The organism is Nevskia sp., assembly GCF_023266035.1.
GTDB lineage: Bacteria > Pseudomonadota > Gammaproteobacteria > Nevskiales > Nevskiaceae > Nevskia.
Window position 1 is genome coordinate 1 of record NZ_JAHFRY010000051.1, and the last position, 20606, is coordinate 20606.

General features: G+C 63.2%; 19 protein-coding genes and 1 pseudogene. 13 read left to right on the forward strand and 7 right to left on the reverse strand.

The features are described from left to right. The 11 genes from Q0D45_RS09710 to Q0D45_RS09760 form a co-directional block, all read left to right on the forward strand. Positions 1–1123: sigma 54-interacting transcriptional regulator (locus Q0D45_RS09710; protein WP_293391915.1), on the forward strand; the 1123-nt coding region annotated here is incomplete at its 5' end. 550 nt (positions 1124–1673) lie between these two features. Further along, on the forward strand, positions 1674–3134 hold the full coding sequence (locus tag Q0D45_RS09715; RefSeq protein ID WP_293391918.1) for a 2-hydroxymuconic semialdehyde dehydrogenase: 1461 nt from the start codon (positions 1674–1676) through the stop codon (positions 3132–3134). Between the two features lie 13 nt (positions 3135–3147). Continuing rightward, positions 3148–3942: a 2-oxopent-4-enoate hydratase gene (gene dmpE / locus Q0D45_RS09720; RefSeq protein WP_293391921.1), complete on the forward strand. Its 795-nt coding sequence runs from the start codon at positions 3148–3150 to the stop codon at positions 3940–3942. Next, complete coding sequence (gene dmpH, locus Q0D45_RS09725) at positions 3939–4727, forward strand: 2-oxo-3-hexenedioate decarboxylase (protein ID WP_293391924.1); 789 nt, start codon at positions 3939–3941, stop codon at positions 4725–4727. Before dmpE ends, dmpH begins: the two co-directional genes overlap by 4 nt. A gap of 122 nt (positions 4728–4849) precedes the next feature. Then, the gene (locus Q0D45_RS09730; protein WP_293391981.1) at positions 4850–5641 is read left to right on the forward strand and encodes an alpha/beta hydrolase; all 792 of its coding nucleotides are present in this window, start codon (positions 4850–4852) and stop codon (positions 5639–5641) included. Between the two features lie 10 nt (positions 5642–5651). Beyond that, complete coding sequence (hpaH, locus tag Q0D45_RS09735) at positions 5652–6455, forward strand: 2-oxo-hept-4-ene-1,7-dioate hydratase (RefSeq protein ID WP_293391927.1); 804 nt, start codon at positions 5652–5654, stop codon at positions 6453–6455. Between the two features lie 7 nt (positions 6456–6462). Continuing rightward, complete coding sequence (locus Q0D45_RS09740; RefSeq protein ID WP_293391930.1) at positions 6463–7233, forward strand: HpcH/HpaI aldolase/citrate lyase family protein; 771 nt, start codon at positions 6463–6465, stop codon at positions 7231–7233. A 105-nt stretch (positions 7234–7338) separates the two neighbouring features. Beyond that, the gene (locus Q0D45_RS09745; protein ID WP_366946407.1) at positions 7339–8667 is read left to right on the forward strand and encodes an aromatic ring-hydroxylating dioxygenase subunit alpha; all 1329 of its coding nucleotides are present in this window, start codon (positions 7339–7341) and stop codon (positions 8665–8667) included. A 40-nt stretch (positions 8668–8707) separates the two neighbouring features. Continuing rightward, the gene (locus Q0D45_RS09750) at positions 8708–9241 is read left to right on the forward strand and encodes a 3-phenylpropionate/cinnamic acid dioxygenase subunit beta (RefSeq protein WP_293391936.1); all 534 of its coding nucleotides are present in this window, start codon (positions 8708–8710) and stop codon (positions 9239–9241) included. A 13-nt stretch (positions 9242–9254) separates the two neighbouring features. Then, entirely contained in the window at positions 9255–9656 is a 402-nt protein-coding gene (locus tag Q0D45_RS09755; RefSeq protein ID WP_293391939.1) for a limonene-1,2-epoxide hydrolase family protein, read from the forward strand. A 35-nt stretch (positions 9657–9691) separates the two neighbouring features. After that, positions 9692–10612, forward strand: a complete 921-nt coding sequence (locus Q0D45_RS09760) for an AEC family transporter (RefSeq protein ID WP_293391942.1) — start codon at positions 9692–9694, stop codon at positions 10610–10612. Here the strand turns inward: Q0D45_RS09760 and Q0D45_RS09765 are convergent. Next, positions 10567–11529 (reverse strand): DMT family transporter, encoded by a 963-nt coding sequence (locus tag Q0D45_RS09765; protein WP_293391945.1) that lies wholly within the window; start codon positions 11527–11529, stop codon positions 10567–10569. The two genes, Q0D45_RS09760 and Q0D45_RS09765, sit on opposite strands and share 46 nt — an antisense overlap. Before the next feature lie 74 nt (positions 11530–11603). On the opposite strand from Q0D45_RS09765, the gene Q0D45_RS09770 reads away from it, so the two are divergent. Continuing rightward, complete coding sequence (locus Q0D45_RS09770) at positions 11604–12563, forward strand: AEC family transporter (RefSeq protein ID WP_293391948.1); 960 nt, start codon at positions 11604–11606, stop codon at positions 12561–12563. Positions 12564–12576: 13 nt separating this feature from the next. Here Q0D45_RS09770 and Q0D45_RS09775 read toward each other — a convergent pair whose 3' ends face one another. The 6 genes and pseudogenes from Q0D45_RS09775 to Q0D45_RS09800 form a co-directional block, all read right to left on the reverse strand. Then, positions 12577–13248: an NnrU family protein gene (locus tag Q0D45_RS09775; RefSeq protein ID WP_293391950.1), complete on the reverse strand. Its 672-nt coding sequence runs from the start codon at positions 13246–13248 to the stop codon at positions 12577–12579. A gap of 28 nt (positions 13249–13276) precedes the next feature. Further along, positions 13277–13570: a DUF1330 domain-containing protein gene (locus tag Q0D45_RS09780; RefSeq protein ID WP_293391952.1), complete on the reverse strand. Its 294-nt coding sequence runs from the start codon at positions 13568–13570 to the stop codon at positions 13277–13279. Further along, positions 13567–13890, reverse strand: coding sequence for a DUF4936 family protein (locus Q0D45_RS09785; RefSeq protein ID WP_293391954.1), 324 nt, complete (start codon positions 13888–13890; stop codon positions 13567–13569). Before Q0D45_RS09785 ends, Q0D45_RS09780 begins: the two co-directional genes overlap by 4 nt. Beyond that, positions 13887–15350, reverse strand: a complete 1464-nt coding sequence (locus tag Q0D45_RS09790) for an MFS transporter (RefSeq protein WP_293391957.1) — start codon at positions 15348–15350, stop codon at positions 13887–13889. Before Q0D45_RS09790 ends, Q0D45_RS09785 begins: the two co-directional genes overlap by 4 nt. 54 nt (positions 15351–15404) lie before the next feature. Continuing rightward, complete coding sequence (locus Q0D45_RS09795; protein ID WP_293391960.1) at positions 15405–16283, reverse strand: EamA family transporter; 879 nt, start codon at positions 16281–16283, stop codon at positions 15405–15407. Positions 16284–16328: 45 nt separating this feature from the next. Continuing rightward, a pseudogene (locus Q0D45_RS09800) lies at positions 16329–17492 on the reverse strand (acyl-CoA dehydrogenase family protein). A 946-nt stretch (positions 17493–18438) separates the two neighbouring features. On the opposite strand from Q0D45_RS09800, the gene Q0D45_RS09810 reads away from it, so the two are divergent. After that, positions 18439–20592, forward strand: a complete 2154-nt coding sequence (locus tag Q0D45_RS09810; RefSeq protein ID WP_293391966.1) for a 3-hydroxyacyl-CoA dehydrogenase NAD-binding domain-containing protein — start codon at positions 18439–18441, stop codon at positions 20590–20592. Positions 20593–20606: the final 14 nt, after the last annotated feature.

Below are 20606 nucleotides of genomic sequence, written 5' to 3' on the forward strand. Positions count from 1 at the left end.
ATCTCGCCTATTTCGCGCTCAGAACATCGAGCACGAGTTCCGCCAGATGGAACACGAACTGCAGCATCTGCGCCGCGAACCGGGCCAGCGTAATGCCCAAGCCAACATCGTCGGTAACGCGCCGCCATTCAAGGCCGCGCTGCGCCTTCTGGAACAAGCGGTGGATTGCGCGATTAATGTGCTGCTGCTCGGTGAGACAGGCGTCGGCAAGGAGTTGTTCGCGCGCTGGCTGCACAATCACGGCCCGCGCGCCGGCAAGCCCTTCGTTGCGGTGAACTGCGCAGCGATTCCGCAGGAGCTGATCGAGGCGGAACTGTTCGGTGTTCGCAAGGGCGCGTTCACCGGCGCCATCGAATCGCGCACCGGCCGTTTCGAGCGCGCCGATGGCGGCACCCTGTTCCTCGACGAGATCGGTGATCTCTCGCTGGCCGCTCAGGTCAAGCTGCTGAGAGTGCTGCAAACCGGCGAAGTGGAACGAGTCGGCGACGATCAGGTGCGCAAGGTCGACGTGCGGCTGATCTCGGCGACCAATGTCGAACTGAAACAGGCCGTCAGTGATCGTCGCTTCCGGGCCGATCTGTACTACCGGCTGGCGACGTACCCGATCACCATTCCGCCTCTGCGCGAACGGCGCAGCGATCTTTCGACGCTAGCCAAGGCCCTGATAAGCAAGTACGAACCGGTCTACAACAAGAAGACGCTGGGACTCAGCGCCAGCGCGATGCAGACCTTGATGGCCCACCACTGGCCGGGCAATGTTCGCGAGTTGGAAAACATGATCGAACGCGGCCTGCTGCTTGTGCCGAATGGCAGCGAGATCGAGGTGAGCCACCTGTTCGCCGAGGCCCCGCCGGTATTACCGGTCGGCATCGGCGTCGATCGTCACGGCAGCCTGCAGACCAGTGCTGCGACCGGCCATGAAAACCTGATCGTCGAAGGCTTCGATCTGGCGGCACACGAAGCCGCACTGTTGCAGGTCGCTGTACAAAGGGCCGGAGGCAATCTGGCCCAGGCCGCACGCCTGCTTGGCATCACCCGGCGTCAGCTCGCCTACAGGCTTGAACGCAGCCGGCTTGATGACGATACGGCAACCCCAATTTGTAAACCTACCCTTTGTAGCTGACGGAATTGGCAGGTATTAGCCGAAATGTAGGCTGAAGAAATATTCTACATTATTGATTTATAAGATTTTACATGTGTGGCATAGCCCCTGCTTAAGCTCTGCAAGACAGTCCAGAAACAAGACGCTGGACAATAACCTCGCGAACAAAAACTGCGACAGAGGAATCCGATGAAAGCATGGACACGAAGGTGGCTGGCGCGACTGCATGCGGCCACCTTGGCACCCGGACCATCTTCCGCCAGCGAAACCGCTGGCGTACTCGGGGTGGCAGTTCACCAAGCGTCACCCCCCGTCGTGCGCAAACCCGTCGATCCTGCTCGCCATATCTTCTGGCCGATCTAGATCGAAGGCGCTCGAATATCGCCAATATGGAATGGATTCCGGAATCGACAGGAACTTCATCATCCGCGCTGTTACTGCCGAAGTGACAACTGCAAGATGAACCAAGCCTTTTGCGGCATACCCGACCACAGCACGCAGCCACCGTCCATCCCGGCAACGACAGCGCGCCGCACTCGCTCCTGAGCCCTGTACCCTCGACCTCAAATTCATGGCCGCCAAGCAGTTCAGACACTTCATCGACGGCGAGTTCGTCGGCAGCAGCAAGACATTCGAAAAAAGGCGGCCAACGGATAATTCCTTGGTCGGTCATATTCACGAGGGTGGCCCGAGCGAGGTCAATGCAGCGGTGGCTGCCGCCCAGGCGGCCCTGACAGGCCCCTGGGGACAGATGACCATCGATCAGCGTGCAGCGCTGCTCCACAAGGTCGCAGATGAGATCACACGCCGCTTCGGTGAATTCGTTCAGGCCGAAATGGATGACATCGGTCAGCCCATGACGATGCTCGAGCACATCGCGATTCCGCGCGGGGCAGCGAACTTCAAGATCTTTGCCGACATCGTCAAGAATGTCCCCGCGGAATCCTTCATGACGCCGACGCCGGACGGTGCGGGTGCGCTGAACTACGCGATCCGGGTTCCGAAGGGCGTGGTCGGCGTGGTTTGTCCCTGGAACATGCCGCTCCTGCTGATGACCTGGAAGGTCGGACCGGCGCTGGCCTGCGGCAATACGGTCGTGGTGAAGCCCTCGGAGGAAACACCGGGCACCGCTACCCTGCTCGGCGAGGTGATGAACGCGGTGGGCGTGCCCAAGGGCGTCTACAACGTGGTGCACGGCTTTGGAGCGAACTCGGCGGGCGAGTTCCTCACCAGGCACCAGGGCGTGGCAGCGATCACTTTCACCGGCGAGACGCGCACTGGCGCGGCGATCATGAAAGCAGCGTCCGATGGCATCCGCGACGTGAGCTTCGAACTCGGCGGCAAGAACGCGGGCATCGTCTTCGCAGACTGCGACTTCGACAAGGCGATCGAGGGCATCGGCCGTTCAGCCTTCATGAACTGCGGCCAGGTCTGCCTCGGCACCGAGCGCGTCTACGTCGAGAGGCCCATCTTCGACAGGTTCGTTGCCGCGCTGAAGACCAAGGCCGAATCAATGACGCCGGGGGCGCCGGACGAGAAGACCACGGTCATCGGCCCGCTGATCTCCGACGAGCATCGCCGCAAGGTGCTTTCGTACTACGAGAAGGCGAAGACCGAGGGCGCCACCATCGTGACCGGCGGCGGCATCCCGAAAATGCCGGGCGAACTCGCAAACGGCTTCTGGGTGGAACCGACGATCTGGACCGATCTGCCCGAAACCGCGAGCGTGATCCGCGAAGAAATCTTCGGGCCCTGTTGCCACATCGCGCCCTTCGACAAGGAGGACGAAGTGATCCGATTGGCCAATGACACCGACTATGGCCTGTCGACGACGATCTGGACGACAAATCTCTCGCGTGCGCATCGCGTCGCAGCACAGATCGAGGTCGGTATCACCTGGATTAATAGCTGGTTCCTGCGCGACCTGCGCACTCCCTTCGGCGGCAGCAAACGATCCGGTATCGGCCGCGAGGGCGGCGTGCATTCGCTGGAGTTCTACACCGAACAACGCAACATCTGCATCAAACTTTGAGCGCTCGATCGACATGACTCCAGAACAGATCCAGTATTACGGCGACGAACTCTACAACGCGCTCGTCAGCAGGACGCCGGTAGCGCCTTTGCTCGGCCGGGCCGAGGGCATCACCGTCGACGATGCCTACCGTATCCAGGAACGCATGATTTCGCACCGGCTCAAAGCCGGGGAAACCATCGTCGGCAAGAAAATCGGTGTGACCAGCAAGGCAGTGCAGGACCTGCTGGGGGTCTACCAGCCCGACTTCGGTCAGCTGACCTCCGGCATGGCCTATGAGGAAGGCCAGGACCTGCCGCTCGGCGGACTGATCCAACCCAAGGCGGAAGCCGAGGTCGCGTTCGTGCTCAAACGTGATCTGCGCGGCCCGGGTATCACGGCAACCGATGTTATCCGCGCCACAGACTATGTCGTGCCCTGTTTCGAGATCGTCGATAGCCGCATCACTGACTGGAAGATCAAGATCCAGGATACGGTCGCCGACAACGCCTCCTGCGGGGTCTACCTGCTCGGCAAGACCAAGAAAAAAATCACCGAACTGGACCTGACGCTTGCCGGCATGGTGCTGGAGATAAACGGCGAGCTGTTCAGCACCGCGGCCGGCGCAGCGGTGCAAGGCGGGCCGGTGAATGCCGTGGTGTGGCTGGCCAACACACTGGGCGCGCTCGGCATCCCGTTCCTTGCCGGCGAAACGATTCTTTCCGGCTCGCAATCGATGCTGATTCCAGTGAAACCGGGAGACCGCTTCAAGTGCACGGTCGGCGGCCTCGGTTCCTGCGAAGTGCGTTTCTCGGGAGAAGCACGATGAGCCTCGATGCCAAGACCATCGCGGCGATCACGGATCGAATCCAGCATGCGCAGGACAAGGTCCACACCATCACCAAGGTCACCGATGAGCACCCCTCGATGTCCATCGAGGATGCTTACGCCGTACAGGACGAACTTCGCCGTAGCTGGATCGCGCGCGGCGATCGCGTCACCGGCCTGAAGGCGGGGCTGACATCCAGAGCCAAGATGCTGCAGATGGGCGTCAACGTGCCTAGCTTTGGCATCCAGATGGCCTCGATGGCGCGACCGGAGAACAGCGCCATCGAGATGAGCGGACTGATCCATCCGCGCGTCGAGGCGGAGATTGCCTTCGTGCTGAAGAACGAACTGAAGGGCAAGGGTCTGAGTATCGAGCAGGTGATCGCCGCGACCGACTACGTGATCCCGGCCGTGGAAGTCATCGACTCGCGCTACGAAAAGTTCAAGTTCGATCTGGTCAGCGTCATCGCCGACAACAGCAGCAGCGCGCGCTACGTGACCGGCGGCAGGCCACTGGACCCTCAAGGTCTGGATCTGCGAACGATCGGCGTCGTCATCGAAAAGAATGGCGAGATTCAGGCACTCGGCGCGAGCGCGGCCGTCCTCAACCATCCCGCGAATGCGATCGTGATGCTGGTCGACCATCTCGCCACACGTGGCGAATGCCTGCCAGCAGGCAGTTTCGTGATGACCGGCGGCATCACCGAGGCCATTCCGGTCGCCCGTGGCGACAACATCGTGGCGCGCTTCCAGGACATGGGCAGCGTGAGTTTCCGATTCATCTGAGTCCCGATCACGGTCATCTGCGACCGCAAGGCACGCCTTACAAAAACAAACAGGAGAAGTTAATCGTGAACTGCAAAATCGTCGAACAGCGTTTCCCCTCAGGCCGCCTCGCCAGCCACGCCATGGTGGCCGGCAATCCCAAGAACCCCGCGCTGATCCTGCTGCACGGCGCGGGCCCTGGCGCGCATGCCGCATCGAACTGGCGCCACTGCTTCCCGGAATTGGCAGAGCACTTCTACGTCATCGCGCCGGACATGATCGGCTTCGGCAAGAGCGAAATCCCTGATCCCCTGCCGCCGCACAGCATGACCTGGATGGGGATGCGCGTGGAGCAGACGCTCGGTCTGATGGATCACCTCGGTATCAAGAAGGCGAATATCGTCGGCAACTCGATGGGAGGTGCAGTGACCTTGCATCTGCTGATCGAAGCGCCGGAACGGTTCGAGAAAGTGATGCTGATGGGTCCGGCCGGCGCGCCGATGACGAAAACGCCGGAGCTGGCGCGACTGCTGTCGTTCTATGCCGATCCGCGCCTGGCGCGCTACCGCGAGCTGATCCAGAGCTTCGTCTACGACCCGGCGGCGGTGCCCAACCTCGAAAAGATCATCGAGGAGCGCTTTCTGGTAGCCACCGATCCGGAGGTCCGTCGCGTGCAGGAGGTGATGTTCGAGTCCATGAAGGTAGGCATGGATGCGCTGATCGTGCCGCCCTCGGCGCTGGCGCGCATGCCCCATGAGGTCGCGCTGGTACACGGCCGACAGGATCGCGTGGTGCCGCTGGAATCCAGCCTGTACCTGCTGCAGCATCTGAAGCGGGCGGAGATGTTCGTACTCGACCGCTGCGGCCATTGGGCCCAGTTGCAGCGCTGGGACGCGATGCTGCCGCTGATCCGCAAACATTTCGGTGCCAGCTGAGGTGCCAGCGATGCTCGACGAAGCCACAGTCCGCCAGCTTGCGGCCGAATTGCACGAGGCGGAGCAGACGCGCGTGCAGGTCAGGCAACTGTCACAGCGCTTTCCAGACATCCAGTTTCAGGACAGCTACCGCATCCAGCGTGAGTGGAAACGGCTCAAACTCGCCGAGGGCCGTCGGGCCGTAGGCCGCAAGATCGGCCTGACCTCGCGCGCGATGCAGCAGGTCGCGAACATGAGCGAGCCCGATTACGGGGTGCTGTTCGACGATATGGTGATCGCCGACGGCAGCACCATCGCGCCGGATCGCTTCATCCAGCCGTGGGTGGAGGTCGAACTGGCCTTCATCCTCAAGCGCGAGCTGCGCGGACCGGACGTGACGATCTTCCAGGTGCTGGAGGCGACCGACTGGGTGGTACCGGCACTGGAGATCATCGATGCGCGCATCCAGCGCATCGACCCCGACAGCAAGGCGCAGCGCCGGATCGTCGACACCATTGCCGACAACGCAGCCAACGCCGGCATCGTCATGGGCGCTCGGCCGGTGAGGCCCGATTCCCTCGACCTGCGCTGGGTCGGCGCGCTGCTGTACAAGAACGGCCAGATCGAGGAAACCGGACTGGCGGCCGGCGTGCTGAATCATCCCGCCAATGGCATCGCCTGGCTGGCGCGCAAGCTCAGCGCCTGGGACGAGCATCTGGCGGCCGGCGAGATTGTGCTTGCCGGATCGTTCACGCGCATCGTGGCGGCCAGCAGCGGCGATCAGTTCTGCGCCGACTACGGGCCGCTGGGCTCGCTCAATGTCCGTTTCGGTTGATCCCTCAATGAACACCCCCATCAACCCCCTCAAGAAGGCATTGCGCGAGAATCGCCCGCAGATCGGGCTATGGCTGTCGCTCGGCGATGCGACCAGCGCCGAGATCTGTGCGGGTGCCGGTTTCGACTGGCTGCTGATCGACGGCGAGCATGTACCGCACGATGCGCACAGCGTGCTGGCGCAGCTGCGTGCCATCGCCGCATATCCGCAAACGCAGGCGGTGGCACGCGTTCCGTGCGCGGATCCGCTGTTGATCAAGCAGTACCTCGACCTGGGCGTGCAGACGCTGCTGGTACCGATGGTCGAAAGCGCCGCGCAGGCGGCATCCGTGGTGCGCGCCTGCCGGTACCCGCCAGCCGGCACGCGAGGCGTCGGAGGAGCGCGCGCCGCGCGCTGGGGCGGTTTCCCGAACTACCTGCATGAGGCGAACGAGCAGATCGCCGTGATCGTGCAAGTGGAGACTCGCGAGGGGCTTGCTGAGCTGGATGCGATTGCGGGCACCGAGGGTGTGGACGGCGTGTTCATCGGGCCTGCCGACCTCGCTGCCTCGCTGGGACACCTAGGCCAGCCGGGACACGCTGAGGTGCAAGCCAAAACCTTGGATGCCTTCGACCGCATCCGCGCAGCCGGCAAGGCGCCCGGAATTCTCAGCCGCGACGAAAGCCTCATTCGACTGTATCTGGAGCGCGGCGCGCTGCTGGTCGCCGTCGGCCTCGATGCCCATCTGCTAGCCGGACATGCGCGGGCACTGGCGAAAAACTTCATCCCCGGGGCGTGAGCACCGGTTCCTCTACGTCAACAGAAAACCGGACTTGAGCCGGAGGAGATCAACATCGTGAAACTGGAACAACTTATCAACTCGCGGCGCGATTACAGCGCCTTCATGGATCTCGACGAAGGCTGGCTGTCGCGCCGGATCTTCCACGACCAGGATATCTACGAAGCCGAGATGCGCAATATCTTTGCGCGTTGCTGGCTATTCGTGGCCCATGAGACGCAGATTCCCAATCCTGGCGACTTCCTCACCACCTACATGGGCGAGGACGCAGTGATCGTGTGCCGGCAGAAAGATCTCTCGATCAAGGTCTTCGTCAATTCCTGTCCGCACCGCGGCAACAAGGTCTGCTACGCCGACGCTGGGAACGCGCGTCGCTTCGTCTGCAATTACCACGGCTGGGGCTTCGACACGGCGGGCAAGCTCCAAGGCATGCATGAGGAGTACTGCTACGACCCAGGCGACATCGACAAGAGCAAGTGGGGTCTCAAGGAAGTCGCCAAGGTCGACAGCTACAAGGGACTGGTGTTCGCTACCTTCGATCCAGCGGTGCCGAGCCTGGCGGACTATCTCGGTGACTATCGCTGGTATCTCGACTGCATCGTCGACAACGACGAGGGCGGCACCGAACTGATCGGCGGCTGCATCAAGTCCATCATTCCGGCCAACTGGAAATTCGGCGTCGAGAATTTCGTCGGCGACGCCTACCACGCCGGCTGGACGCACGACTCGGGCACGCGCGCGATGAACGACGGCAACCCCTTCCCGCCCATCGATATGGTGAACTCCTTCCACGCGAGCGCGAACGGCCACGGCCACGAGTTCGGTCTCGAAGGAGTCGGCGATATCTTTCTGCTGGGCAGGCCCAAGGTGATGGAGTACTACAACTCGGTGCTGCGGCCGCGCATGGCCAAGCGTCTTGGTGAGCGGCGCTCGATGATCTTCGGCTCGGTGGCGTCGGCCTCGATCTTCCCCAACGTCTCCTACCTGCCGGGCATCTCCACGTTCCGTACCTGGCTACCCAAAGGCCCGATGCAGCTCGAGTTGCGCACCTGGGTCATCGTCAACCGCAATATGCCCGACGAGATCAAGGAAGAAATCACCACCGGCGTGATGCAGACCTTCGGGCCGGGTGGCGCCTTCGAGATGGACGACGGCGAGAACTGGGAGAACTGCACGCTCAGCAACCGCGGGGTCGTGACTCGCGAGGAGAAGCTGCACTACCGCTGCGGCATCGGCCGCAAGCTCGATCACCCCGAATTCCCCGGCACCATCTATCGCGGCCAGTACAACGATGCGAACCAGCGTGGCTTCTATCGCCGCTGGCAGGATCTGATGAATGCCGGTGGCGCCTGGTCCGAAGTGCCGGATCGCAATTCAAACCGGCTCAGGGGTCGGGAAACGCGCGATCTGCCCGGCGGACTGCTGAACCTTTGATCGCGCCAAGGACTGGAGGACAAGAACGATGAATGCCGTCATGCAAGAAGCTGTGAAACTGCCCGCGCCGTCGGTTGAGTTGCTGAGCGAGATCCAGCAGACGCTCTACCGCGAAGCCCGCCTGCTCGATGCCGAGCGCTACGACGACTGGGTGACGATGCTAACCGAGGATCTGCACTACCACATGCCGGGTATCGAGACGCGCTACCGCCGCGACAAGACCGACCAGGTGGGCGATCTCAAGCGCATGGCCTACTACAACGACAGTCTCGATGACCTGAACAAGCGCCTGCGCCGGCTCAAGACCGGCACGGCCTGGTCGGAAGATCCGGCGACGCGCTATGTCCACATGATCAGCAATATCGAGGTGGAGCACACGCCGAACCCGCAGGAGTACAAGGTGTACTCCACGTTCATGGCCTACCGCTGCCGCAACGAGCGCGACCAAGACACGCTCTACGGCAACCGCGAGGACATCTGGCGGCGCACCTCGCAGGGTCTGCAACTCGCGCGACGCCTGATCGTACTCAAGCAGAACGTGCTGCTGAGCAAGAACCTCAACATCTACCTGTGAACGGAGACACCTGATGACGGATACCGACATCGAGCAGCGCAACGCCAGGACCACGCGCGAGTTCCTCGCCGCCTGGAGCAAGCTGTACACAGCGGCGCTGCTGCCGTACTTCACGCCGGACGCGGTTTACCAGAACATGCCCTGGCCGGCGCTGGAGGGCACGGCCGCGATCGGCGGCTTCATGGACGCTTTCTTCCCGATCGCGGACAAGGCGCAGTTGGACACGAACCTGCTGACCACCAAGGGAAGCCTGGTCTACACCGAACGCGTCGACCAGTTCTGGCTCAAGGGTGGGCCGCACATCAGCCTGGCGATCCTGGGCGTGTTCGAGTTCGACCACGCCGGCAAGATCAAGGCCTGGCGCGATTACTTCGACTTGAAAAGCTGGCTGGATCAGGGCGGCCCGGCACTCTAAGGGCTCCGCGACGTCGATCACCCGAGCCAGCCCGGATGGGAGAACTCGTTCCGCTGCTGGCCGTGATCGGCGCCGGTGTCGCCTGGCAAAAATTGTCGCCCGGTGGCGTAGATGCGGCGAGCCTGCGACGCCACCTCAACGCCTTGATGGTGTACCTGCTGGTGCCGGCGCTGGTGTTCCGCGTCATGGTGCGGGCACCGCTGGACCAGCACCTGCTATCGGTCGTGATCGGCGGTTGGGTGACGATCGCCTTCAGCGGGCTGCTGGCCTGCGGCCTGCATGTCCTGCTGGCGCGCCACTCGAATCTGTCGCGCGCCACACGAGGTGCGCTCGTGCTCGCCGCCATTTTCGGCAACGGCCTGGGCGCCGCCCTGCCCCTGCTGCATCGACTCTATGGCGGTCGGCAGGACGACGTCGCGCTCGGCTTCGATCTGCTCGCCACGATCCCGGTGTCGTGGACGCTCGGGGTTTACGTGGCACTTCGCTTCGGCAACGGCGTCACGACCATCGGCCCAGTGCGGCAGATCCTGAGCATGCCGCCGATCTGGGCGGTGGCGCTCGCGCTACTGCTCAACGCGCTGCATCTACCGCCGCCCTCCCTGGCCATGGAAGCGATCGAGGGGCTGGCACAGTCCGCCGTTGCGCTGATGCTGTTCTCGCTGGGCCTTGCACTCGAGTTCCGATCACATGCCGCGTGGCGCTGGATTGCGCTGCCGGTCGCCGTCCGCATCGGTGGCGGACTGCTCGTGGGCCTGCTGTTCGGCGCATTCGCCGGCCTGCCGCCGGAAGACCACCGCGCCCTGATCGCGGTGAGCGCCGCGCCGGCCTTCATGATGGGCGTGGTGTTCTGCGACCGTTTCGGCCTCGACACGGCGGCGTTCGCACTGACCATGAGCGTGGGCGTGATCGTCTATCTCGCCTTGCTGCCGCCGCTGATCGCGGCGCTGCCCGTCTGAACAGGCTTCGCCCGGATGGTTGGTGCCAGTGTCGCCCACAGACAGCCGGCGACGACCATGGCACCGCCGACGCCCTGATAGCCATGGAACGGCTCGTGCAGAACCCACACCGACACCAGCAGTGCGTACAGCGGCATCATGTTCATCGCCGCCGCTGCATGGGCCGGCCCTGCGAGCCGCACTGCGCGGTTCCAGGCCAGCATCGCCACGACCGAAGCGAACACGGCCACGTAGACCAGGCCACCGGCGACGCCAACCGTCCACTCCATCCGCTCCCAGGACCGCTCCAGCAGCGCCAGGGGCAGCGACAGCGGCAAGGCCAGCGCAGTCGCCAGCGCCGTGGTGCCGATCACCGAGCGCTGCTGCATCACCTGTCGACCCGCGAGCGAGTAGACACCCCAGAGCACTACCGCAATCAGGATCAGGAGGTCGCCGGTCCCGAAATGCATCGATCGCAAGCGTGCGCCGTCACCGCCAGACAGGATCACGGCGACGCCGATCATCGACAGCAGGATTCCGGCGTAGGCACCCGCCGACAGGCGCGTGCCGTGCACCACCCAAGCGAGCAGTGCGGTCATCAGCGGGGTGCAGGCGTTGATCAACGCTGCATTGAAGGCGCCGGTGGTGTGCAGCGCCTGGTAGAGCAGGCCCTGATAGCCGACGATGCCGGTGGCCGCCATCAACAGCAGAAGACCCCAGGGCCGTGGCGCGGATGGTTTCGCGTCGACGGGAGCGCCGCGGTTGAAGGCCCGCGCGATCAGCGCAAGAAGAACCGTCGCCATCAGCGTGCGCACGCAGACCAACAGGCCCGGCCCGATGGCGTCACGCAGCAGACGGCCGACCACGAGATTGCCGGCCCAGCACAGGCAGGCAAGGTTCACCCAGAGAAACGCACGCAAACTCGCAGACGCCATCATCGCCGCTCTTCCTTTGTGACCTGCAAGGCCCGCCGGACGGCGGTCCCTTCCACACCCGGAATCAGAATCCCGAAATGTCTGAACACTTGCTGCTGACCCTGGGCGGGGGTCTTGCCCCCGTCGCCTTGCTGATCGCGCTCGGCTACGTCTGGCGACTGACCGCACCCGGTGGCCTCGACGCGCTGCAGGCCCGACGCGCGATCAACATGCTGGTGATGTACGCGTTCTACCCGGGATTGGCCTATCACGTCGTCAGTCACGCGCGCTTCGGCGCGGATTTTTACTGGGTACCGCTGTACACCTGGTCCGGACTGCTCACAGCCGCCGGTCTGGCCTGGCTGGTGTTCGCCCGCAGTGGCCTGTTTCCCGACCTGGGACGGCGACAGCTCGGCGCGCTGATTCTCGCGTGCTCGTTCGGCAACATCCTCTCCATCGGCCTGTCGGTGCTCCAGCCGCTGTATGGAAGTGGTGCAGCGCGCTTCGCGATCTATGCCGACATCCTTGGCATCGCGATCCTGTTCTGGAGCCTGGGCGCGGGTCTCGCGAGTGCCTGGGGCAGCAACGGGGATGGACGATTCCGACTGTCGGTTTTCGTTCGCACTTTCGTGCGCCTGCCGCCGGTCTGGGCCTTCGCTGCCGGCTTCACCGTGAACCTTCTCGGACTTCCCAACCCCGCGCCCATCGACCGCACCGCCGAGTTGCTGGGCCAGGCGGTTATTCCCGCGATGCTGCTGACCATCGGCATGTCGCTGTCCCCGGCCGCGCTGCGCCAGCGGCCCGGCCTGCTCGCCATCGCCGGCCTGCTCAAGCTGGTGGTGATGCCGGCCATCGTTGCTGCGCTGTGCCTGCCTTTCCTCGGTCGCAACGAGATGACGGTGTCCATCGTGCTGCTGGCCGGCATGCCGACGATGATGGCGACCATCATGCTGTCCGAGCGCTTCGGGCTCGACACCGAGCTGCTCGCCTCGGTGATGGTCGCCACCACCCTGCTCTATTTCGCGGTGCTGCCACTGTGGCTGTGGTTGCTGCTGTAAGGATCTCCGCACTTCAGAACGCCGGCACGCCGATGACGCGCGCGTGCAGCGTGGCGGCGACTCCGAATGCGGCCACTCCCGCCGTCATCGCGAGCCACGGCATTTCGCGCCACACCAGGCGGTTGCGTCCCTGCAGGATCGCCACGAACGGCAGATACGAAGTCTGCCGCGCGAAAACCTCCCAGGCTGCACCGTGACGGCGCCGGTATTTGCGGTCGAGATTCAGCGGCGCAATCAATCCCTGAAACGCGAAACTGCCGAACAGCAGGTGCGAGGCCCAGTCACCGTTGACGACGAAATGCGCAAGTCCCCACAGACCCAGGCCGAGCAGGCCGGGATGGCGCGTGACGCGAATCGTGCCCCGCGCCTCGACCCGATCCGGCGGCACCAAACCGAGCGTTGTCGGATTTCGCTCTGCCAGGCTCGCCGCGAGCAGCACGAAGGCCAGCAGCACGAGCGCCGTGGCTACCGGCCGCAGCGCGGTCGCGCGACCCCAGGTCATGATGAGAGGCGCGTGCGCATAGGCCCAGCCCATCCACACCAGGCTCAGCGCGATCGCCAGCGAGAATCCCGCCTTGAACGCCGGCTCCCCGGTGCGAGCAACCAGGTGTGCGCGTAGCGGACTCCCTGAGAGCAGTGCGTGCAGACCGAGAAACAGCGCCGTGGCGGCGATCAGCGAACTCATCTCGGGCCGCTCGCACCCGCAACGAGAGTCATCCGAGACCTTCGATAAAGATGAAATTGGTCCGCGATACCGCCTGTCGCTGCGCAATCAAAGGGCGGTACTCGGGCGAGTCGTACCACGCGTGCGCGCGCTCCAGGCTTGGGAACTCGATGATCACCAGGGGTGCCGGATGCCAGTCGCCCTCCATCACCTCCATCTTTCCGCGCAGCGTCCGATAACGTCCGCCGTACTGCTCGATGGTCGGGCGCGCCAGCGCGGCGTACTGCTGCATGCCCGCAGGGTCCTTGACCTCCAGGATCTCTGCAATCACGAATCCGCTCATGTCTTCTCTCCTTTTTCCAATGGCGGCAGGTCAACGAACAGCTCGGGGTGCCGTGGCCCCTCGATCAGCGCACCCAGACCGGAGTCAGTGACGGCGCGGTCCACCATCGCGGTCCAGTCGGTGTCCCATCGCTCATAAACCTCCATCCAGGTCTGCTGACCTTGGGCATTGGTTTCAGGGCGCCGCATCAGGCGCGGTCGTTCCAGGCCTTGTAAGGCGATGATCTCTGCCAGACGCACAGCCGCGTTTCGGGCTGCGTCGGCCTTGTCCTCCGGCACCCGGTAATAGACGTACAAGCTCGGACTGGAAATGGCGTTCATGAACGGTGTTTGCTCCTCGCGATGAGAACCGAACGCTCCGGCTGAACGTCCGCGCATGAGGCGCCCGGCAGCGCGGTTTTTGGCTCGCGACGCATACACAGCACCGCGACTGCGCCCAGCAGCAACAGTGCCCCGAAGAACCCGAAGTAGACGGGAATACCCAACCCGATCAGGATCAGTGCACCACCAACGAGTGGGCCCAATACCGAGCCGATCCGTCCGATGCCCACCGCCCAACCCAGGCCCGTCGCGCGAACTTCCGTGGGGTAAAGACTGCTGCCCAGATTGAACAACTGGCCCTGAGTTCCCATCACAAAGATCCCGGCCACGAACACGGCCATCAGCATCAGCGTCAGGTTGGTGGCCAGCATTCCCACCAGGGCGACGTGAACGGACCCGATCAGCAAGGCAGCCGCGATCACGTATCGAACCGGAATACCGAAGCGGTTGACGATCCAGCCCAGTCCCACCAATCCAAACGCGCCGCCGGAATTCAACGCGACCGAGGCGCTGGTCGCTTTTGCGATGGAATAGCCGGCGTCGACCAGCAACGTGGGAATCCACGACACCAGGAAATAGATGCCCATGAGATTGGTGAAGAACGCCGCCCACAGCAGCAGCGTGTCCCGCGCCACGCCGTCGCCGAACAGCTTGCCGATAGGAACGCCACGGGATAAGGCTTCGGCAGGCGGATGGGCATCGACGAAGACCGCACCGGATCCGTAATCACCTTCAGGATCGATACGGAGCATGATGCCGCGCACCCTCGCCGCACCGGAAGCCCCGCGCCCGACCAGGAAACGAATCGACTCCGGCAGCTTCAGCCACAGCAGGGGCAGCATCAGCGCGGGCAAGCCGCCTCCGATCAGGAAGACCGACGGCCAACCGAAGCGGGGAATGGCCCAGGTCGCGAGCAGGCCGCCCACCAACCCACCGATCGGCACTCCCGCCAGCACCACACCGGCACAAATTGCTCGGATGCGCTTTGGCGAGTATTCGCCAACGAGCACCACCAGGCTGGGCAGCGCACCGCCCAGACCGAGGCCGGTCAGGAAGCGGAACGCCAACAACTCGGCCGAGTTACTGGCAAAGGCCGTGAGGAAAGTGAAACTGCCGAATGCCGATACGCTCAAGAGCACGCTGAACCGCCGCCCGTAGCGATCCGCCACCGGGCCCATCAGCATCGAGCCCAGGGCCATGCCGACCAGGCCTGCTGAAAATATCGGCCCCAGGCTGGCCCGCTGCAGACCCAGATCCGCCGCGATGGCGGGCGCGGCAAAGGCGACGGCCTGGATGTCCAGCCCGTCGAGCACGATGGTCAAACCGGCGAGGAACAGCACCAAGATCTGCAATGCACTCAGTGGACGCTGATCGATAACCTCGGCGACATCAATCATGGCGCTGTCCTGCCGGGCATTGATCGGCGTGCGGAATACCTCGGGCGGAACCACGCGCAGCACGTCGGGCTGCAGCGACCCGCGGATTCTTCTGCCGGTGCGAACGCGGACGGCCGGTCAGCGATTGGCAAGAATCACCGCGGAAAGCGAAAGCACCATCAGCGCGCCTCCCGCCAATCGCCAGCGGTACTGGAGCGCGGTGAGCCGTTCCAGCCCCGCGAGCCCGTAGGCCCCCAGTATGTAAACCACAGGCAGCACCCACAGCGCACGCGAGGTCTGCACGATGTTGACGATAGTCGCTCTGCCGGAGAGCGCGAACGCGAACATCAGCAGGACCAGACCCGCGACCTGGGTGAAGGCGTAGAACGAAAGGTCGCGTGCGAACGCGCGGCTCATGCCCCAGGGCCGCGGCACGCGCTGCAGCAGAAGTGGCAGCAGCAAGGCCGTGGGCCCAACCATCACGTAGACGATCAGCGCAGGCGCCGACAACCCCTGGTGCACGAGATGCACGATGAGCACGTCGATGAAAGCGAACAAGGAGCAGGTCACGATTACCCAGAACACCGCGCGCATCGACTTCGGCGCCTGGCCATCCGACAGCAAGAACAGGCTGGTCAACGCGCCGAGCGCGCCGAGGTACACGGTCGGTCGGTAGGTTTCGCCCAGCCACCATGCCGACAATCCGGCGACCACGAGCAGCTTCAGGCCCATCGAGGCCACGACGAAGGACGCATCGCCGGTGCGCATCGCCTGCGTGAAGGCGAACTGTGCCACCACGATCGCCGCGCTCATCCCGACGATACCCAGCGGTTGCTGGCGCAGCGGCTCCAATCCGATCCAGAACAGCGTCGGCAGGGCCAGTACCGCACAGGCCACCTGGCCGAAGGCCATGATCTGCAACGGGTCTCCGCTGTGCAGCCAGAGGCGCTTGGCGAGCGTGAAACTGAGCGCGTGCAGCATCGCCGCGCCGAGCGTCAGCCAGAGATAGATTTCCAAGGGATCGGTCGAGACCAGGCAGGAAATTCGCGGTGGGACATGGCATCAGAACGACCTCGGCAGACCGAGCACATGCTCTGCGACGTAGGAGAAGATCAGGTTGGTCGAGATCGGTGCGACTTGGTAGAGGCGCGTCTCGCGGAACTTGCGCTCGACGTGGTACTCGGCCGCGAAGCCGAAGCCGCCGTGGGTCTGCAGGCAGACGTTGGCCGCCTCGAACGAGGCCTTGGCCGCGAGGTACTTGGCCATGTTGGCCTCGGCGCCGCAGGGCTGGTGCGCGTCGAACAGCTCGCAGGCCCGCCAGCGCATCAGGTTGGCCGCTTCGACCTCGATGTAGGACTCGGCAATCGGGAACTGCACGCCCTGGTTCTGGCCGATGGGCCGGTCGAACACGATGCGGTCCTTGGCGTAACGCGTGGCGCGGTCGACGAACCAGTAGCCGTCGCCGATGCATTCGGCGGCGATCAGCGTGCGCTCGGCGTTGAGGCCGTCGAGGATGTACTTGAAGCCCTTGCCTTCCTCGCCGATCAGGTTTTCCTCGGGAATCTCCAGGTTGTCGAAGAACACCTGGTTGGTCTCGTGGTTGACCATGTTCGGGATCAGGCGCATCTCCATGCCCTGGCCCAGCGCCTGGTCGAGATGGACCATGAAGATCGACATGCCCTCGGACTTGCGCTTGACCTGGTCCAGCGGCGTGGTACGCGCCAGCAGGATCATCAGCTCCGAATGCTGCAACCGCGAGATCCACACCTTCTGGCCGTTGACGACGTAGCGGTCGCCCTTCTTCACCGCCGTGGTCTTGATCTTGGTGGTGTCGGTGCCGGTGGTCGGCTCGGTTACCGCCATCGACTGCAGACGCCATTCGCCGCTGGCGATCTTCGGCATGTACAGCGCTTTCTGCTTGTCCGAACCATGCCGCAGCAGCGTGCTCATGTTGTACATCTAGCCGTGGCAGGCACCGGCGTTGCCGCCGCAGCGGTTGATCTCTTCCATGACCACCGAGGCTTCGGCCAGGCCCAGGCCAGAACCGCCGTATTCCTGGGGGATCATCACCGACAGCCAGCCGGCGTCGGTCAGCGCCTTGATGAAGGTTTCGGGATAGCCGCGCGCCTCGTCGATCTTGAGAAAATATTCGTCGGGATAGCGCGAACAGAGATCACGCAGCGCGTCGCGCATCTCGGAAAATCGCTCACGTCCATCCGCAGTCATCACTATTTATCAAGTCCGATTATGGTTACCCCTCTCGCCTCAGGGGCAAGAGGTCGAGCACGATGCTTCGGGCGGAGTGTGTTCAGCCCGAAAGCTTTACGGTCGCCAGGCCAAAGTACCGGCCCTCAAATGCACCACGTGTCATGTCTGGCATCGTCAACGCCATCGACCAGGTGCTCGATCGACTTGCTCTTGCCTAACCGGAATCCACCGCGTCACGTCGCTCCTGAATGAGGCGTCGAAGGCGGTTCCCGCACGTCCATAGCTTTGCACGTTTCTTCAAGCAATCTGACTTGGACAGGCAGGGCAATGCCAGTCAGGAACTGCGACGTATCGTTATCTTCACTTCCATCGCGCCATAAAGCCGCTGGCTGTGAACGTCCGCCGATCTCACTGAGCGCTGAACGCATCCCGGAAGCATCATCCTGTGCGCTGCAGCCTATCCTGAAGACTCCATTCAGTGTCGTGATAGCTGCTATTCATGCGCGCACATTCACCCACGTCTCTCGATGAACGACTATGCCACCCCGTAGCAAGGGCAATCACGAAATGTCGCTTTTGATGGCCTGCCGCACGATCTGGAGGATGGCTCCGCAGAACGCTTGCTGACCATGGACGCGGTCTAAGGAACTTGGACAAGCATAATGATGCCGACCAAGTTCGATACCTCGAACTGACGCTTCGGGAACGCCGTCTAGTTTCTCAAGGCATTCGCCGCGCAGCTTAAACGGCCTCTGCGGATTACCGGGAATAGCACCAAGCCACACCTCTTCGAGAATTCCGGGATTGCAACGATCGCCAGGCTATATGTCATTCCTGCCCGGTACTGCCCCGATCTCAACTCGGCAAGTTACCTGCGGGCTTGGTGCAAAAGCAATTGTCACAATGATTCGGTACCGGGCTTCGAATCTTTCAGGCGTATCACTTGCTGAGGAGAACCCGTGCAGTGGCAACCATTGACGAAACCTTCGACAGCAATGTCGCGTACCTCACCATCAACAATCCGCCAGTCAATGCACTGGCCACTGCGATCCGTGCCGGCCTCGTCGCCGCCATCCGCAAAGCTGCCGAGAATCCTGCGGTCAAAGCCATCGTGATCATCGGCGCGGACAAAACCTTTGTCGCCGGCGCGGACATCCGCGAATTAGGCAAGCCGCTGCAGCGGCCTTTCTTTCCCGACGTGCTCGCCGCTATCGAAGCCTTGACCAAGCCGGTGATCGCGGCGCTGCATGGCAACGCGCTCGGCGGCGGATTGGAGCTGGCGCTGGCCTGTCACTATCGCGTCGCGCTGGCGAGCGTGAAAGTAGGCCTGCCCGAAGTGACGCTGGGCTTGCTGCCGGGTGCCGGCGGCACGCAGCGCCTGCCACGCCTCGTCGGTCCCGCCAAAGCGCTGGACATGATCCTGTCCGGCAAGCCGGTAGACGGACGCGCAGCGCTGTTGCTCGGGATCGTTGATGAACTGGCTGAAGGTACGACCGGCGCAGACCTGTTGCAAGGTGCGCAAACTTTCGCACACAAGATGTTGGCCGAGCGCCGGCGCGCCACCCTGGTGAGCGCGCGCCAGGACAAGGTCAGCGCTGTGGACCCGGCATTGTTCGAGGACATTCGCAGCAAGAACGCGGCGAAGTGGCGCGGCCAGCTGGCCCAGGAAAGCATCGTCGCCTGCGTGGAAGCAGCCTGCACACTGCCCTTCGCCGAAGGCATGGCTTTCGAGCGCGAAAGATTTTTCGCACTTAAAGACAGCTCGCAATGTAAAGCCATGCGCCACGTGTTTTTCGCCGAGCGCGAAGCCTCGAAAGTTCCCGGTCTGCCAGCAGATGTAAAAGCCCGTTCCGTGCGCTCGGTAGCGATCATCGGCGCCGGCACCATGGGTGGCGGCATCGCGATGGCGTTCGCCAATGCCGGAATTCCGGTGACGCAAATCGAGCTCGGTGCAGAAGCCCTCGCCAACGGCCGGGCAATCATCGAGAACAACTACGCGACGTCGGTCGCGCGCGGCTCGATGTCCCGGGACAAGGCCGCCAAGGCACTCACGCTGATCAAGGGCGGCACAAATTACGCGGACATCGCGGACTGCGATCTGGTCGTCGAAGCGGTATTCGAAAGCATGGACATCAAGAAGGCGATCTTTCGCAAGCTCGATGCCGTGATGAAGCCGGGCGCGATCCTCGCCACCAATACATCCACGCTCGACATCGACGAAATCGCAGCCGCAACCAAGCGCCCCGAGGCGGTGATCGGCACCCACTTTTTTTCGCCGGCAAACGTGATGAAGCTGCAGGAAAACGTGCGCGGTGCGCATTCGTCGGCGGAAACCATCGCGTCGGTGATGAGCCTGGCCAAGAAGATCGGCAAGATACCGGTGCTGAGTGGCAACTGCGAAGGCTTCATCGGCAATCGCATGCTCTACAACTACGTCCGCGAGTGCGATTTCCTACTGGAAGAAGGTGCCACCCCCTGGCAGGTCGACAATGCGCTAAAGGCATTTGGTTTTCCCATGGGCGTGTACCTGATGCGCGACCTCGCCGGGCTCGACGTCAGCTGGCGCGTGCGCAAGGGTCGCGAAGCCACGCGTGACATGTCCGAGCGTTATTCGCCGATTGCGGATCGAATCTGCGAACTCGGCCGCTTCGGTCAGAAAACCGGCGCCGGCTACTACCGGTACGACGGCCGCACTGCTTCGCCCGATCCGAAGATCGAAGCCCTGATCGAATCCGTATCCCGGGACCAGGGCCGCACCCGCAAGCCAGTGAGCGACGAAGACATCGTGATGCGCGCATTGTGTGCGCTGGTCAATGAGGGCGCGAAAATTCTGGAAGAAGGCATCGCCAGCCGAGCCGGCGACATCGACGTGATCTACGTTAACGGCTACGGCTTTCCGCGTTATCGTGGAGGGCCGATGTTCTTCGCCGAACACGAAGGACTCGCGACGATTCACGCCCATATCCAGCGTCTTTATTTGGAACAGGGTCAGCTCTGGAAACCGGCACCGCTACTGGCACGACTCGCGAAGTCCGGCGAAGGCTGGAGCGCCGGTGCGGCATCGCCAGGCAGCCCAGGCCGGAACACAGGCGTCCACCAGGCCATCGTCAAGCAGTGACCGTCACCGCTGGT

Bases quoted from the DNA above. Each gene is read 5' to 3' on its own strand.
- Q0D45_RS09715 (WP_293391918.1), top strand. From the start codon at position 1,674: ATGGCCGCCAAGCAGTTCAGACACTTCATCGACGGCGAGTTCGTCGGC.
- dmpE (WP_293391921.1), top strand. From the start codon at position 3,148: ATGACTCCAGAACAGATCCAGTATTACGGCGACGAACTCTACAACGCG.
- dmpH (WP_293391924.1), top strand. From the start codon at position 3,939: ATGAGCCTCGATGCCAAGACCATCGCGGCGATCACGGATCGAATCCAG.
- Q0D45_RS09730 (WP_293391981.1), top strand. From the start codon at position 4,850: ATGGTGGCCGGCAATCCCAAGAACCCCGCGCTGATCCTGCTGCACGGC.
- hpaH (WP_293391927.1), top strand. From the start codon at position 5,652: ATGCTCGACGAAGCCACAGTCCGCCAGCTTGCGGCCGAATTGCACGAG.
- Q0D45_RS09740 (WP_293391930.1), top strand. From the start codon at position 6,463: ATGAACACCCCCATCAACCCCCTCAAGAAGGCATTGCGCGAGAATCGC.
- Q0D45_RS09745 (WP_366946407.1), top strand. From the start codon at position 7,339: ATGGATCTCGACGAAGGCTGGCTGTCGCGCCGGATCTTCCACGACCAG.
- Q0D45_RS09750 (WP_293391936.1), top strand. From the start codon at position 8,708: ATGCAAGAAGCTGTGAAACTGCCCGCGCCGTCGGTTGAGTTGCTGAGC.
- Q0D45_RS09755 (WP_293391939.1), top strand. From the start codon at position 9,255: ATGACGGATACCGACATCGAGCAGCGCAACGCCAGGACCACGCGCGAG.
- Q0D45_RS09760 (WP_293391942.1), top strand. From the start codon at position 9,692: ATGGGAGAACTCGTTCCGCTGCTGGCCGTGATCGGCGCCGGTGTCGCC.
- Q0D45_RS09765 (WP_293391945.1), bottom strand. From the start codon at position 11,529: ATGATGGCGTCTGCGAGTTTGCGTGCGTTTCTCTGGGTGAACCTTGCC.
- Q0D45_RS09770 (WP_293391948.1), top strand. From the start codon at position 11,604: ATGTCTGAACACTTGCTGCTGACCCTGGGCGGGGGTCTTGCCCCCGTC.
- Q0D45_RS09775 (WP_293391950.1), bottom strand. From the start codon at position 13,248: ATGAGTTCGCTGATCGCCGCCACGGCGCTGTTTCTCGGTCTGCACGCA.
- Q0D45_RS09780 (WP_293391952.1), bottom strand. From the start codon at position 13,570: ATGAGCGGATTCGTGATTGCAGAGATCCTGGAGGTCAAGGACCCTGCG.
- Q0D45_RS09785 (WP_293391954.1), bottom strand. From the start codon at position 13,890: ATGAACGCCATTTCCAGTCCGAGCTTGTACGTCTATTACCGGGTGCCG.